Consider the following 12629-nt stretch of genomic DNA (forward strand, 5'->3'; position numbering starts at 1 on the left):
CCACCTGAAGCGTGCGAGCTGTGCCTGCGCCAAGCACCGTTGACTCGCCATCATCTGATTTCCAAGGCATTACATGGCAAAAGCTACGTAAAAAGGAGCCGGCGCTCCGCTTTAACAGCCGCGACGCATTATTAGCCGATCCAGGCCTGCGCAGCTTCGTCGACCAAGCCGGCCGGGTTCGTGCCGCGCCATTAGATTCGACAGCGTCTTGGTCAGCGCGTCGGAATAATTCGAAGTACCTGTTCAGCGCATTCGGTCTTGGCTTTGCCGGCGTCTATCTGAGCGGCCTGGTGGTGGCGGGCGCGCTGGGTTGAGTCGGTTGGGGACGCGGTGGCTCACGACCGATGCTGAGCTGCTGCGCTTACCAGTGCAGGTTGAAATGCGAGCCGAGCACGAATTGATCATCAAGCAAGTCCCAGCGTTCGACACAGACCTTCTTGTCGGCGCCCGGGTGCAGCTTCATGCGATTGAACGAGTTCGGCGACGTACCGCGGACTCGTGATGACAGGGTGGTTCCGGCCTGAACCATCCAGACCTCGCGAGACAGCGCGGTGTACTGCTTGGACAACGGCAATACATAGGGCAGGTGGATGTGCCCGCCCATAACTAGGTCCAATCCTTCATCGGCCCAGCGGTGCAGCGCAGCATCGGCGTTGTGCTGCAGGTTGCTCAGATCGCTCAGCACCATCGCGCCGAATGGCTGGTGCGCCACGACAATCCGTACCTTGTCTGGATTGCTCTGTTTGAGCCGCCGGGCAACCGCCTGCACCTGTTCGTCGGTCACCAAGCCATCCTTGTGCCGCCTGGGGTGGGTGGTGTTGAGTCCGATGACCAACATTTCGTCGTTTTCGAAGGTCGGCTCCAGATCCTTACCGAAGTGGCGACGGTAGTTGCGGTAGGGCATGAGGAAGCGCGCAAAGACGTTGTACAGCGGGATGTCATGGTTACCCGGAATCACCAGCGCTTGCGGGATGCCGTGGCCATGCAGGCGCTGGACGAAGGCCTGGGCGTCGGCGAACTGTCCGGCCTTGGCGCGCTGCGTGATGTCGCCGGAAAAGATCAGCAGATCCGCGCCATGCTCGCGCACGTGGTCTTCCATGGCTTGCACGACGGCGGGCTGTTCGGTGCCGAAGTGGGTGTCGGAAATCTGCACGATGCTGGTCATGGGTGGGCGTCTTCTCGTCTGATGTGTGTGGACGGGTGGCATTGTTGCATTCGAAGCCATTCGGCGCCCGGCGTTCCGGTATATCGCAGGCAGCGGTATCGAAACGTGCTGCGGCGTTGGTCCTGATCGCTTTCGGTTGCGCTGTGCTGGGCCTTGGACTAACTTCCGCGCTGCTTCAGGTGCCCCCTGGCTAAAAGCCAGTGGGTGAAACAGGGAAGCCGATTCATTCGATGAAGATTCCGGCGCTGCCCCCGCAACGGTAGGCGAGACAGGACACCGCTCACAGCCACTGTGGCCCAGGCATGCTTGGCTATGCTTCGCTTTCCCATGCTCAGCCGGTCCAACCGCTTAACCTCAACGACCAGGTGGTTACAGCCACGCGCACCGAGCAGGCGCTCAGCCGTATTGCTTCCACCAGCGTCATTACTCGCGAACAGATTGTACGCAGCCAGGCGCGGAGCATTGCCGAACTGCTGCGCGGCCTTGCGGGCGCCAATGTGGCCTCCAGCGGCGGCCATGGCAAGGCTTCGGCCGTCTATGTACGTGGCGCCAGCAGCCAGCAGCTGCTGGTTTTGGTCGATGGGGTGAAAATTGGTTCGGCCACATCAGGCGGTGCAGCGCTGGAAAACATTCCGGTCGAGCAACTCGAGCGTATTGAACGGGTCCGCGGCCCTCGTTCCAGCCTGTACGGTTCGGAAGCGGTAGGCGGCGTCATGCAGATCTTCACGCGGCATGGAGAGGGCGAAGGGTTCAAGCCCTGGTTCAAGCCCTATTTTCCGCTGGCGCGGGCAGCCGCTCCAGCTTCGACGGTACCGCGGGCATATCCGGTAGCCAGGGTGCCGGATGGTTCAATCTCGGCGTCGCGAGCGCGTCAACCGACGGTCTCACTCAGTTCGAGGGCCTATCGGCCGTCAGCGCCACGCTCCTACGAACCCGATGCGGACGCTTATCATGAGCTGTCCGGGGCGGACGGACGTACGCGCGCGTGCACCGTGACCACCTGAGCAGCCTGGCGTTGCTGGCGGGCGTCGTGGTGCTCACTGCCTTCGTGCGCTACCTGTGCTCCGGCGGTGGTTTCCTGAGCACATGCCGCGAGCGGAAGCGCGGGTGGTGTTGGGGCTGATTGTACTCGGTGGCGTGCTGATGGGGGCCGGTGGTTGGATTGCGCTGGCCGTTGCCGTGCTGGTGCGCCGCAGCGCTGGTCCAGCTTGGGCGGTACCACGGGTGACACTGCCGGTGCGTTGTTGGAGCTGGTGGAGAGTGCGGTGCTGGTTGGCCTGGCGCTGCTGGGCTAGGGCAAGCCCTCAACCCAGCAATGCGACTGTCTTGATCTGCGCCCAGAGCGCCTTGCCCTCGCTAACGCCGAGCTGATCGGCCGAACGCCGCGTAATGCGCGCCAGCAGCGGTGTGCCTTGGGCGTCCAGGCGAACCAGAACATGGGCTGGCGTATCGGCGCTGACCACTTCAGCAACCCGCACCGGTAGCAGGTTGCTGATGCTGGTGCCTTGCGCACGTTCCAGCGTCAAGCTGACGTCCCGCGCATGGACGCGAAAGCGCAGCCGATGACCGACCGATTCGCTGCGTTGCGCCACCAGGACGTCACCGCCCTGAAACGTCAGGCGAGTGAGGTGGTAATCGGTGTCGTGCCCGGCAATTTCCGATTCGATGACGACGCCTGCATCCTCACCGAACGCCGTCGGTAGATCGAGGCGTGCCAGGGTTTCGTGCAGCGGCCCCTGCGCAACGATCTGGCCCTCATCGAGCAGCACCAGGTGATCAGCCAGTCGCGCTACTTCGTCTGGTGCGTGGCTGACATAGAGCAGCGGTATCTCCAGCTCGTCGTGCAGACGTTCGAGGTACGGCAGGATTTCCTGTTTGCGCTTCACGTCGAGGGCAGCCAGAGGCTCGTCCATCAGCAGTAGGCGGGGGCTGGTCAGCAGTGCACGCGCGATGCCGACCCGTTGTCGCTCGCCACCGGAAAGTCGCTCTGGCATGCGATCCAGCAGATGCTCGATGCCAAGCAGGTCGACAGCCTGATCCCAGACGACACGCCGGTTCTGCGATGGGACGCGCTTCATGCCGAATTCGAGATTGCCTTTGACGGACAGGTGCGCGAACAGATTGGCATCCTGAAACACATAACCAATCGGGCGCTGATGCGGTGGCACGAACAACTGGCGGCTCGAGTCTTGCCAGCAGTCGCCATTGACCACCAGTGTTCCCGTGCTGCTGCGCTCGAGCCCGGCGATGCAGCGCAAGCAGCTGGTCTTGCCCGAGCCCGAGGGGCCGAACAGGGCGCTGACGCCACGGCCCGGTAGGCTGACGTCCACGTCGAGGGCGAAGCCTGGATGGGCCAGGCGCAGCTGTGCATGTATGCCGCTCGGGTTGTTGTTCATCCGCGCCACCCCTGCCGCAGCGGGCTTGCATAGAGAATGAGTAGCACCAGAAAGGAAAACAGCAGCATCCCGCCGGCAAGCCAGTGCGCCTGGGCGTATTCCAGCGCTTCGACGTGATCGTAGATCTGTACGGACAACACGCGGGTTTTCTCGGGGATGTTCCCGCCGATCATCAGCACGACCCCAAATTCGCCCACCGTATGGGCGAAGCCGAGAATGCTTGCCGTCACGAAACCTGGCCGTGCCAGCGGCAATACCACGGTGAAGAAAGCGTCCAGCGGGCCCGCACGCAAGGTTGCCGCGGCTTCCAATGGGCGGTCGCCAATCGCTTCGAAGGCGTTCTGCAACGGTTGCACCACGAAGGGCATCGAGTAGAACACCGAGCCCACGACCAGGCCGGCAAAGGTGAACGGCAGGACGCCCAGACCGAGCGTTTGGGTCAGTTGCCCAACGGGTCCATTGGGGCCCATCGCTATCAGCAGATAGAAGCCGAGCACACTGGGTGGAAGCACGAGAGGGAGCGCCACCACGGCACCAATGGGGCCCTTCAGGCGTGAGCGGGTCCGTGCCAGCCACCAAGCGATGGGGGTTCCGAGGAGTAACAGCAGAACGGTGGTGATGCTGGCGAGTTTGAGCGTCAGCCAGATCGCCGAGAGACTGGCGTCATCCAGGGTGGGCATGTCCATCAGCTACCGATCATAACCGTAGGCTTCGATCACCTCGGTTGCCTTTGCGCTTCGCAGGTAATCGAGCAGTGCGTGCGCCGCCGGGTTGTCGCGACCTTTGGTCAGCAGCAGGGCATCCTGGCGAATCGGTGGATGATAGGTAGCGGGTACCACCCAGCCGGACCCCTGCCGGATTTCACCGCTTTCGATTACCTGAGAGAGCGCGACGAAGCCGAGTTCGGCGTTGCCGCTGGCGACGAATTGATGGGTTTGGGCAATGTTTTCGCCCTGCACCAGCTTGCCCTTGACCAAGTCGGCAAGCCCCAGCCTTGTCAGCGTGGCCATCGCTGCGGCGCCGTAGGGTGCGGTTTTCGGGTTGGCGATCGCGAGGTGACGATATGCCTGATCAGTAAGCACCTTGCCCTGATCGTCGCCATGACCTGCACTGGCTGACCACAACACCAATGTACCGATGGCGTAGGTGAAGCGGCTTCCAGCAACGCCCAACCCTTCGTCTTCCAGCCTGACTGGAATCTGTTCATCCGCTGCCAGCAGTATTGAGAAAGGCGCACCGTTGCGAATCTGCGCGTAGAGCTTTCCTGTCGAGCCGAAGGACAGCAGTACCTTGTGGCCGCTGTCGCGTTCGAACTGTTCAGTGATGACGCGCATGGGCGCAGCGAAGTTCGACGCCACCGCCACCTGGATCTCATCGGCCTGGCCGATCAAAGGCGTAAGGGCAGCCAGCGCCGCAATAAGGGTCATACGAGTACGATTCATCATGTTCGTCAATCTACCGCGATGATTACATGAGAGGCTTTGATCAGCGCCGTACAGGGCTGACCGACGGCCAATCCGAGCGCTTCGGTGCTTTCATTGGTGATGACTGCCCCCAGCGTTCGGTTGCCGGGAAGGAGCAGCTTGATCTCGCAGCTGACCGCGCCTGGTGTGATGGCGCCGATGGTTCCGCTCAGGCGGTTGCGGGCGCTGATCTTCACGTCGGGATCAGGCGACAGCAGGACAAAGCTGGCTTTGACCAATGCCATGGCGACCTTGCCCGGTGCGAGCTGAAGCTCGTCGATACTGGCGTTGGTCAGCGTCGCGGTCATCGTTTGCCCGTCGCCGATATCCAGGCTGACGCTGCCGTTCACCGCGCCTCGTTCGACCTGGGTGACGCGGCCCCGAAACTGGTTGCGTGCGCTGGTTTTCATGGCGATTGCCCGAAGCAGTTTGTCGAAATCCTCGAACCCATCGATACCCTGGGCGACCTGCGCCAGGAAGCGTTCGTACTCGTGTTGCATGCGCTGCCAGACATGCAGCATTTCCCGACCGAATTCTGTCAGTTGCGTCCCGCCGCCCTTGGTGCCGCCTGCTGAGCGTATGACCAGCGGGCGCTCGGACAGATTGTTCATGGCATCCACCGCATCCCAGGCCGCCTTGTAGCTGAGCTTGATGGCCTGGGCGGCGCGACTGATCGAGCCCGTCGCATCGATCTGTTCGAGCAGCTCGATGCGCTTGCCACCGAGATAGCCCTTCTCGCCACGGTTGAACCAGAGCTGCCCGTCTATGCGCAACGGCTCGAATGGTCTCGGATCGCTCATGTCTGCCTCCCATAAGGAGCGGTCATTCTGGCAAGCGTTATATAGAGTTGTATATAGCGTTTTCGCGTTGGCCTCAGTTATCGAGGTTGGGCGACCGTTGCTCCGGGCGCGGCTCGGGAGTAGCGTGGCCTCAATGCCGCTTTTGGAGCGTCGTCATGAAAATTGAATGGGTTGCCGCCTCACTTGCGCTGCTCCTGTTGGCTGGTCCCGCAGCAGCTGAACAGTGCCCGGCGTTGCTGCAACATGAACTTCCGAAGCTGCGATCAAAGCAAACCATCGATCTGTGCGAGCAGTTTCAGGGTAAGGCGTTGGTCGTGGTCAACACCGCCAGCTTTTGTGGCTTCGCACCGCAGTTCAAGGGGCTGGAGGCGCTGTATCAGCGCTACAAGGGTGATGGGCTGGTGGTTCTTGGCGTGCCGTCCGATGACTTCTTTCAAGAGTCTGACGATGCGGCTGAAACGGCGGAGGTCTGCTATGTGAATTACGGGGTGACCTTCCCGATGGCGCAGACACAACCCGTACGTGGCAGCGATGCGATACCGCTGTTTCGGCAGCTGGCCGAGCAGGCCGGAGGGGCACCGCGCTGGAATTTTTATAAGTACGTGGTCGATCGCAACGGCAAGGTGGTCGACTACTTCTCGAGCAAAGTCGAACCGGACGATCCTGAGCTTACTGCTGCGGTGGAAAAGGCGTTAGCCGAGTAGCGGGAGGGGCGCCGCGACCGGTCGGTCGGGGCGGGGTGCGTCAGAAGCGGTAGGTCATGCAGCGCCGAAACCGTGAGCGCTGTTTTCGCAGGTGGCGTTGTAGAGGCCACGAGTTGCGCTGGTCTGCTGGATCCGGGTGTCCTCTCACAAGTCGGAGTAGGCCAGATCGACGGTCATGTCATCGGATGGCCTCCAGGCCAGACCAAAGCTCACCGCAGTGCGATCACCAAGTTGACCGATCGGTCGCGTTCGGCCGTTTGGCTCAGGCGATCGGTCGGTCTGGGTCGGTGATCCATTCGCTCCAGGAACCTGGGTACAGTTTGGCCAGCGGGTAGCCGGCCAGGCAGAGGGCAAACAGGTTGTGGCACGCCGTTACGCCAGATCCGCAGTAGGCCACCAGATCGTCTGCCGGCTGGTCGGCCAGTTGGCGGTCGAACCGTGAACGCAGCCGTTCGGGGGAGAGAAAATGCCCGGTTGCGTCAAGGTTTTCGCTAAACGGCACACAGCGAGCGCCAGGAATATGCCCGGCCACCGGATCGATAGGCTCCTGCTCGCCGAGAAAGCGAGGCAGGGCACGCGCGTCGAATAAGGTCAGACCAGGCTGCCCGAGGCGCTCCGTCAGCTGTTGTGCGGAGATCAGCAGGGCGGCATCCGGTGTGCCATCGAACTGACCGGGCTGATTGTTGGTCGATTCTCCAGTTACCGGCCCGCTGGCATCACGCCAGGCTTTGAACCCGCCATCCAGCAAATACACACCGCTGCGTTTGCCCAGCCATGCCAGCAGCCACCATGCCCTTGCGGCAAATGCGCCGGGGCCGTCGTCGTAGAGCACGACTTCGCTGTGATCGTTCAGGCCTGCCGCGCGGAGTCGCGCAACCAGCTGCCCCGGCTGTGGCAGCGGGTGTCGACCGGTCTGGCCGCGGACCACCGGGCCTGACAGGTCCTTTGCCAGATCGAGAAAGCGCGCACCGGGGATATGCGCCTGTTCGTAGCTACGCCTCCCGTAGTCAGGGTCTTCAAGGGCGAATCGGCAATCGAAAATGCACAGATTCGGCTGCGAAAGGCGTGCGGTCAGGTCCGCGGTGTCGATCAGTTGAGCAAGCGGCATGGCAGGGCTCCGTTCGAATTCGGGGGAAAGGTTATCACGCAGGCTGACTTGGCCGATCAAAGCGCAGCGAATACGGGGCGCGATATATACTGCGTGCCTTTTCGCCCGCTCGTCGGTCGTAACATCGGACAACAAGGAGGGCCTAGTGGCCATCGAAACTCAATGGGTGCTGGATGATGCGCAACTGACCCGCCTGTGTGCCGAGTGGCGCCAGCTGCCTTATATAGCGGTGGACACAGAGTTCATGCGGGTCGATACGTTTTACCCGATCGCCGCGCTGCTGCAGGTGGGTGACGGACGTTGTGCCTATCTGATCGATCCATTGCTGATTACCGATTGGGCTGCTTTTGCCGGTCTGCTGACGGATCCGGCGGTGGTGAAAGTCTTGCATGCGTGCAGTGAAGATCTGGAGGTGCTCTGGCGGTTGACCGGTAGCCTCCCGGTGCCGTTGTTCGATACGCAACTGGCTGCTGGCTATCTGAACATCGGATTTTCCATGGGCTACTCGCGGTTGGTGCAGAGCGTGCTGAACATCGAGCTGCCCAAAGGCGAGACGCGCTCCGATTGGCTTCAGCGACCCCTGAGCGAGATGCAGGTGCGCTATGCAGCCGAAGACGCACAGCATCTGGCTGAGCTGTATGAGGCCCTGCTGCCGAAGCTGTCCGACGAGAAGCGTGCCTGGGTCATGGAAGACGGCGCCGAGTTGGTTGCCAATCTTCAGCGCGAAACCGATCCCGACGAAGCCTATCGTGACGTGAAACAGGCCTGGCGCTTGAAGCCGCGTCAGCTGGCGGTGTTGCGAGTCCTGACGGCCTGGCGTGAGCGGCAGGCGCGTGCACGTAACCAACCCCGTAATCGCGTATTGCGTGAACACAGCTTGTGGCCACTGGCCCGCACCCAGCCAACCGATCTGGTAAGCCTGGCGCGTATCGACGACATGCACCCGCGAACGGTACGCCAGGATGGCGAGACATTGCTCGAGCTGATCCGCAGTGCCGCTGCGACGCCCGAGCAGGACTGGCCGGAACCTTTACCGGAGCCATTGCCACTCGACGCGTCGGCGCTGCTGAAGAAATTGCGCACTGTCGGTCAGCGCGAAGCCCAAGCCATGAACATCGCGCCGGAATTGATGCTGCGCAAGAAGGTGCTGGAAGCCTTGTTGAAATCCGGATATCCCGACGGTCCTTATGAATTGCCTGAGTCGCTGCGCGGTTGGCGCCGCGAACGAATGGGACAAGCCCTTCTCGACGTGCTGGAAGAGAAATCATGAAACGCATCTGCTCCATCTATAGAAGCCCGCGAAAGAAAGGAATGTACCTGTACGTCGAGCGCAGCGAAGCGCTCGCCCGGGTGCCGGAAGCTTTGCTTGCCGCTTTCGGTCCGCCGCAGCTTGCCTTCGATATCGTCCTTACGCCTGAACGCAAGCTGGCGCAGGAGGACATCGCGACGGTGCTCGACAACCTCGAGAAACAGGGTTATCACCTTCAAATGCCACCGCCCGAGGAGGACTATATCGAGCACCTGCCTGAAGAGCTTTTGCGCAGAAACGACCCGATGTAAACCGTACGCGTTACTGACGAGCGTCAAGACACAATAGCAGAATGGGCCTATGCTCAGATGACATCAACACAACGGAGATGGCTCATGAACATTCGCTCTTGGATTATCGGTCCTGTCCTGACTGGTCTGGTAATGACAGCCCAGGCTCAGCCAGCGCCAGACCCTGATGGGCAAGCTTGGCAGCAACACTGGCAGACGATGCAGGAGTCCCGTCAGGCTTGGGAGAATGCAAAGACACCTGATGAGAGGCAAAAGTTTCGCGATCAGCACTGGCAGAGCATGCAGGCTGGGTTCGGCATGATGGGTGGCTGCCCGATGGGTGAGGCGGGTGCCGGCATGGGCAAGTCTGGAGGCAAGGCCATGCAGGGCGGGATGAGCGGCGGTCGTATGATGGGCATGCAGCCTTCCAAGGAAATGCTGGACCTGCGCATCGAACAGATGGAGCGGATGCTTGAGCAAATGCAAAGTCACCGGGATTTGCTGGACAAAAGTTGACGGTCGAGGGACGCCTTAGCCTTAGTAGTCAAAGGCGGCCTCGCATGCCGTTGATCTACCGGCAGGCCCTCTGCTATTGGCCTGTCGTCTGCTGCCGGCTAGACTCGCAAGTTTCCGAGATGGCTATTCATGCCAGCAAAAGTCGAACCCTTCTGGATGCGCAAGACTCTGGCCGAGTTGGACTCAGCCGAGTGGGAGTCGCTTTGCGACGGCTGTGGTCTCTGCTGCCTGCAAAAGCTTGAGGATGAAGAGGATGGAAGCGTTTACTACACCCGTATCGCCTGCAAACTGCTCGATCTGAAAAGCTGCCGTTGCACCGACTACCTCAACCGCCGCGCCAGTGTCCCTGACTGCGTCCAGCTGACAGCGGTGGACGCTGCGCAATTCAAATGGTTGCCGCCTACCTGTGGCTATCGCCTCGTAGCCGAAGGTAAGGATCTACCGCTTTGGCATCATCTGGTGTGTGGCGATCCGGATGCCGTGCATGCCGAGCGGATTTCCCAGTCGGGCCGGATGATTGCCGAGGGCGCTGTGGCTGGTGAGGACTGGGAAGATCATCTGATATTCCGGGCCGGTTGAATCTGCCTCAGTCCGCGTCGTCATAGCACCTGAAGCCAATCCGGAGCCGCTCGATGTCCCGCCGTCAGTTAGCGCTGCTTGCCGTTCTGTTGCTTTCGTTCGTTGCGCCACTTCAGGCGGCCAAGCGGGTCGACCTGGACTACACTGTCAAGTTCGTTCCCGAGCAGGGTATTGCGGAAGTGGAGCTCGTCCTCGAAGACGGTGGCGCCGTTAAATCTCTTGATCTGAATCTTGGCAGTGAACAGGCCTATGGCGTTTTTCAAACCAACAGCGAAAGCAGCTGGGAGGAAGAAAGTGGGCGCGGAGTCTGGCGGCCAGGGCCTGGCAAAGCACGCTTGAGTTATCAGGTCAAGGTCAGCCATCAGCGCAAAAGTGGCCGCTTCGATGCACGGATGACGGATGACTGGACGTTGCTGCGCGGAGACGATCTGGTGCCCGCCGGTCGTCTTGATCAGCAGGACGGAGTCAGACTGGTTTCTCGGCTGCAGTTCGAACTGCCCAGCGGCTGGAAGAGCGTCGAGACCGGTTGGCCACGTATCGGCAAGAATCGCTTTCGCATCGACAATCCCGAGCGCCTGTTCGATCGCCCGACCGGATGGATCCTCGCTGGCAAGCTTGGCAGCCGCCGGGCCCGACTCGGTGAAACCGACGTGGCGGTTTCTGCCCCGGTGGGCGAAGGGATGCGCAGGATGGATATCCTTACGCTGCTGACCTTCGTCTGGCCCGAAATGCAGAACGTATTCCCCCGGGATCCGGAGAAGCTGCTGGTCGTCGGGGCCGGCGACCCGATGTGGAGAGGCGGTTTGTCTGGCCCCAATTCGCTGTTCATGCACGCCGACCGTCCACTGGTCAGCGAGAACGGCACCAGTTCGCTGGTGCATGAGCTGGTTCATGTGTTCAGTCGAATCTCCGACGCCGATCGCAGTGACTGGATCAGCGAGGGCCTGGCCGAGTACTACGCGATCGAGCTGATGCGCCGCGCCGGGGGCATGAGCGAGGATCGCTACCAGGCGGTTCGAGCGCATCTGACTGAATGGAGCCGCAAGGTCGATAGCCTGCGAACCGAGCGATCCAGTGGGCCGGTCACAGCCAGAGCCGTGCTACTGCTGCAGGAACTCGATCGGGAGATCCGCCAGCGCAGCAAAGGACGCCACTCGCTGGATGATGTCGCGCGGGGTTTGATGCGACTGGATCGGGTAACCACCGACGACTTCATCAGCATCACTGAAACCATGCTGGGTGGTGGATCGAAGGTTCTTGAGAGCCGGTTGTTGCGCTAGGGCCGGGGTGGTGCGTAGGCGGTGCCTGTCTAGATGATGAATCCATTCGAGCAAGGAACTTGTGATGAGTCTTATTGATCTCAGGAGCGATACGGTCACCCAGCCGACCTTGGGCATGCGCGACGCCATGCTGGGCGCAACCACTGGCGATGATGTGTACGGCGAGGATCCGACGGTCCGCCAGCTGGAACAGACGTTGGCGGCGCAGCTGGGTTTACAGGCTGGATTGTTTGTGCCCAGCGGAACCATGAGCAATTTGCTGGCGCTGATGGCACATTGTGAGCGGGGCGATGAGTACATCGCTGGGCAGTTGGCGCACGCCTACAAGTACGAAGCCGGCGGTGCTGCGGTGCTTGGCTCGATCCAGCCGCAGCCGATCGAGATGGAGCCGGATGGCTCGTTGGATCTGGCGCGCGTCGCGGCGGCTATCAAGCCGGATGACTTTCATTTCGCCCGTACGCGTCTGCTGGCGCTTGAAAACACGATGCATGGCAAGGTCCTGCCGCTCGCCTACCTGGCTGAGGCAAGAGCGTTCACGCAGGAACATGGGCTTGCGCTTCATCTAGATGGGGCTCGCTTGTTCAACGCGGTGGTCAAGCTGGGTTGCACGGCTGCAGAGATAGGGCGCCACTTCGACTCGGTGTCGGTGTGTCTGTCAAAAGGCCTGGGTGCGCCTGTCGGTTCGGTGCTCTGTGGTGACGAGTCCTTTGTTGCCAAGGCAAGGCGATTGCGCAAAATGGTCGGCGGCGGCATGCGCCAGGCCGGAGTGCTGGCCGCGGCAGGCCTCTACGCTTTGGATCATCAGGTTCAACGTTTGGCAGACGATCACCAGCGCGCCAACGACATCGCCGAGGGGCTGGTAGCGCTGGGCTATTGCGTCGAGCCAGTCCAGACCAATATGGTCTACGTCGATATGGGTGACCGCGCGACGTCGCTGAAAGCATTGTGTGCCGAGCGCGGCATCGTCATCACTGCGGCGCCTCGGCTGCGGTTGGTGACACATTTGGACGTGCTGCCAGAGCATGTCGATCCGATTCTCGAGAGCTTTGCAGCATTCCTCGAAGCATAGGTTCGAATCG

The 12629-nt window shown here is 61.3% G+C and carries 15 protein-coding genes and 1 riboswitch; of the genes, 9 read left to right on the plus strand and 6 right to left on the minus strand.

Annotation, left to right across the window (positions count from 1 at the left end; translation table 11 throughout):
* The first annotated feature begins 20 nt into the window (after positions 1–20).
* Positions 21–314: a hypothetical protein gene (locus NA637_RS12760; RefSeq protein ID WP_256072626.1), complete on the plus strand. Its 294-nt coding sequence runs from the start codon at positions 21–23 to the stop codon at positions 312–314.
* A 47-nt stretch (positions 315–361) separates the two neighbouring features.
* On the opposite strand, the gene NA637_RS12765 is transcribed toward NA637_RS12760, so the two are convergent.
* Positions 362–1165: a metallophosphoesterase family protein gene (locus tag NA637_RS12765; RefSeq protein ID WP_256072627.1), complete on the minus strand. Its 804-nt coding sequence runs from the start codon at positions 1163–1165 to the stop codon at positions 362–364.
* A gap of 160 nt (positions 1166–1325) precedes the next feature.
* Positions 1326–1463: riboswitch (cobalamin riboswitch) on the plus strand.
* 4 nt (positions 1464–1467) lie between these two features.
* Here NA637_RS12765 and NA637_RS12770 point away from each other — a divergent pair.
* Positions 1468–2169 carry a TonB-dependent receptor plug domain-containing protein gene (locus NA637_RS12770; protein ID WP_256072628.1) on the plus strand — a complete coding sequence of 234 codons (702 nt, stop codon included), beginning with the start codon at positions 1468–1470 and terminating at the stop codon, positions 2167–2169.
* A 300-nt stretch (positions 2170–2469) separates the two neighbouring features.
* Here the strand turns inward: NA637_RS12770 and modC are convergent, their stop codons facing one another.
* The 4 genes from modC to NA637_RS12795 are packed head-to-tail and all read right to left on the minus strand — an operon-like array spanning position 2470 to position 5824.
* Entirely contained in the window at positions 2470–3561 is a 1092-nt protein-coding gene (modC, locus tag NA637_RS12780; RefSeq protein WP_256072629.1) for a molybdenum ABC transporter ATP-binding protein, read from the minus strand.
* Complete coding sequence (modB, locus tag NA637_RS12785; protein WP_423836727.1) at positions 3558–4241, minus strand: molybdate ABC transporter permease subunit; 684 nt, start codon at positions 4239–4241, stop codon at positions 3558–3560. Before modB ends, modC begins: the two co-directional genes overlap by 4 nt.
* Positions 4242–4250: 9 nt before the next feature.
* A complete protein-coding gene (gene modA, locus NA637_RS12790) occupies positions 4251–5003 on the minus strand; it encodes a molybdate ABC transporter substrate-binding protein (RefSeq protein ID WP_256072678.1) in 753 nt (250 codons plus the stop codon).
* Positions 5004–5011: 8 nt separating this feature from the next.
* Positions 5012–5824 carry a TOBE domain-containing protein gene (locus tag NA637_RS12795; RefSeq protein ID WP_256072632.1) on the minus strand — a complete coding sequence of 271 codons (813 nt, stop codon included), beginning with the start codon at positions 5822–5824 and terminating at the stop codon, positions 5012–5014.
* A gap of 155 nt (positions 5825–5979) precedes the next feature.
* Between NA637_RS12795 and NA637_RS12800 the strand changes: the two genes are divergently transcribed.
* Positions 5980–6528: a glutathione peroxidase gene (locus NA637_RS12800; RefSeq protein ID WP_256072633.1), complete on the plus strand. Its 549-nt coding sequence runs from the start codon at positions 5980–5982 to the stop codon at positions 6526–6528.
* 262 nt (positions 6529–6790) lie between these two features.
* Here the strand turns inward: NA637_RS12800 and NA637_RS12810 are convergent, their stop codons facing one another.
* Positions 6791–7636, minus strand: a complete 846-nt coding sequence (locus NA637_RS12810; RefSeq protein WP_256072635.1) for a sulfurtransferase — start codon at positions 7634–7636, stop codon at positions 6791–6793.
* 145 nt (positions 7637–7781) lie between these two features.
* Between NA637_RS12810 and rnd the strand changes: the two genes are divergently transcribed.
* The 6 genes from rnd (at position 7782) to ltaE (ending at position 12619) form a co-directional block, all read left to right on the plus strand.
* On the plus strand, positions 7782–8906 hold the full coding sequence (gene rnd, locus NA637_RS12815; RefSeq protein ID WP_256072636.1) for a ribonuclease D: 1125 nt from the start codon (positions 7782–7784) through the stop codon (positions 8904–8906).
* A complete protein-coding gene (locus NA637_RS12820; protein WP_256072637.1) occupies positions 8903–9196 on the plus strand; it encodes a YcgL domain-containing protein in 294 nt (97 codons plus the stop codon). Before rnd ends, NA637_RS12820 begins: the two co-directional genes overlap by 4 nt.
* Before the next feature lie 84 nt (positions 9197–9280).
* Complete coding sequence (locus tag NA637_RS12825; protein WP_256072638.1) at positions 9281–9691, plus strand: hypothetical protein; 411 nt, start codon at positions 9281–9283, stop codon at positions 9689–9691.
* A 129-nt stretch (positions 9692–9820) separates the two neighbouring features.
* Complete coding sequence (locus NA637_RS12830; protein ID WP_256072639.1) at positions 9821–10270, plus strand: YcgN family cysteine cluster protein; 450 nt, start codon at positions 9821–9823, stop codon at positions 10268–10270.
* A 53-nt stretch (positions 10271–10323) separates the two neighbouring features.
* Positions 10324–11550, plus strand: a complete 1227-nt coding sequence (locus tag NA637_RS12835) for a hypothetical protein (protein WP_256072640.1) — start codon at positions 10324–10326, stop codon at positions 11548–11550.
* Positions 11551–11614: 64 nt separating this feature from the next.
* Positions 11615–12619, plus strand: coding sequence for a low-specificity L-threonine aldolase (ltaE, locus tag NA637_RS12840; RefSeq protein WP_256072641.1), 1005 nt, complete (start codon positions 11615–11617; stop codon positions 12617–12619).
* The last annotated feature ends 10 nt before the right edge of the window (positions 12620–12629 follow it).

Origin of the sequence: Stutzerimonas stutzeri (assembly GCF_024448935.1) — a bacterium.
In the GTDB taxonomy this organism is placed as follows: Bacteria; Pseudomonadota; Gammaproteobacteria; order Pseudomonadales; family Pseudomonadaceae; genus Stutzerimonas; species Stutzerimonas stutzeri_AO.

What these genes read in the sequence shown, in the direction of transcription:
- NA637_RS12765 (WP_256072627.1), bottom strand. Translation starts at nt 1,165, where the DNA reads ATGACCAGCATCGTGCAGATTTCCGACACCCACTTCGGCACCGAACAG.
- NA637_RS12770 (WP_256072628.1), top strand. Translation starts at nt 1,468, where the DNA reads ATGCTTGGCTATGCTTCGCTTTCCCATGCTCAGCCGGTCCAACCGCTT.
- modC (WP_256072629.1), bottom strand. Translation starts at nt 3,561, where the DNA reads ATGAACAACAACCCGAGCGGCATACATGCACAGCTGCGCCTGGCCCAT.
- modB (WP_423836727.1), bottom strand. Translation starts at nt 4,241, where the DNA reads ATGCCCACCCTGGATGACGCCAGTCTCTCGGCGATCTGGCTGACGCTC.
- modA (WP_256072678.1), bottom strand. Translation starts at nt 5,003, where the DNA reads ATGAATCGTACTCGTATGACCCTTATTGCGGCGCTGGCTGCCCTTACG.
- NA637_RS12795 (WP_256072632.1), bottom strand. Translation starts at nt 5,824, where the DNA reads ATGAGCGATCCGAGACCATTCGAGCCGTTGCGCATAGACGGGCAGCTC.
- NA637_RS12800 (WP_256072633.1), top strand. Translation starts at nt 5,980, where the DNA reads ATGAAAATTGAATGGGTTGCCGCCTCACTTGCGCTGCTCCTGTTGGCT.
- NA637_RS12810 (WP_256072635.1), bottom strand. Translation starts at nt 7,636, where the DNA reads ATGCCGCTTGCTCAACTGATCGACACCGCGGACCTGACCGCACGCCTT.
- NA637_RS12820 (WP_256072637.1), top strand. Translation starts at nt 8,903, where the DNA reads ATGAAACGCATCTGCTCCATCTATAGAAGCCCGCGAAAGAAAGGAATG.
- NA637_RS12825 (WP_256072638.1), top strand. Translation starts at nt 9,281, where the DNA reads ATGAACATTCGCTCTTGGATTATCGGTCCTGTCCTGACTGGTCTGGTA.
- NA637_RS12830 (WP_256072639.1), top strand. Translation starts at nt 9,821, where the DNA reads ATGCCAGCAAAAGTCGAACCCTTCTGGATGCGCAAGACTCTGGCCGAG.
- NA637_RS12835 (WP_256072640.1), top strand. Translation starts at nt 10,324, where the DNA reads ATGTCCCGCCGTCAGTTAGCGCTGCTTGCCGTTCTGTTGCTTTCGTTC.
- ltaE (WP_256072641.1), top strand. Translation starts at nt 11,615, where the DNA reads ATGAGTCTTATTGATCTCAGGAGCGATACGGTCACCCAGCCGACCTTG.